Genomic DNA, 685 nt, shown 5'->3' with positions numbered 1-685 from the left:
AGGACTTACCCAAACTTAGTGGACATCTCCTATAGTTAGATAAGAGGTGACTTATGGCTAATAAAAAGAAGGTTCATGCTTATACTGAAGAGTTTCGTAAGGAAGCTGTTCGACGAGCAGATCAAAAGGGTAACTCCAACCAATCCGTAGCTGCAGAGCTGGGCATTTCCGCACAACAAATCTACAACTGGCGTCGACAGTTTAAGCGCTGTGGGGGCAATCAATTCTCAACCATTCAAGGCGTGAAGTTTCATCAAGAAGACTCTGACGAGGTGCAAGCCCTCAAGCGCCAGCTGGCCGACCTTAAAGAAGAGAATGCGTTTTTAAAAAAGGCTGCCGCGTACTTTGCGAGCGACCAAGAGTAAAGTACGCACTCATTAAAGTGTATGCGGGGCAATTCAGAGTAACGGTGATGTGTCGGGCACTTAAAGTCTCTCGTTCTGGTTATTACAAGTACCTCACACGTCGTATACCCGCGTATCAGCAGCGACGAAAACAGCTGCGTGAGCACACTATGGCGCTCTTTGAAAAGTATCAAAAGCGCTATGGCGCACCTAGATTAACGCGTGCCTTGAAAGCAGAAAACGTCCCCTGCTGCGTTAATACCATTGCGAAAATCATGCAGCAACTAAAGTTACGTGCTCGTAACGGTAGAGCGTTTCGATACTCGCAATATAGTCATAGT

The 685-nt window shown here is 46.6% G+C and carries 2 protein-coding genes; both read left to right on the top strand.

Annotation, left to right across the window (positions count from 1 at the left end; genetic code table 11):
• Nucleotides 1-53: 53 nt before the first annotated feature.
• Nucleotides 54-365, top strand: a complete 312-nt coding sequence (locus ACXAGV_RS19010; RefSeq protein WP_423079162.1) for a transposase — start codon at nt 54-56, stop codon at nt 363-365.
• Between the two features lie 47 nt (nt 366-412).
• Nucleotides 413-685 (top strand): IS3 family transposase (locus ACXAGV_RS19005; protein ID WP_474874573.1); only part of this gene is annotated, 273 nt, incomplete at its 3' end.

The sequence above is a fragment of the Alteromonas sp. ABH4_453 genome (assembly GCF_056160665.1).
The sequence above is the reverse complement of the archived record's forward strand: the minus strand, read 5'-3'. Positions and strand labels throughout refer to the sequence as shown.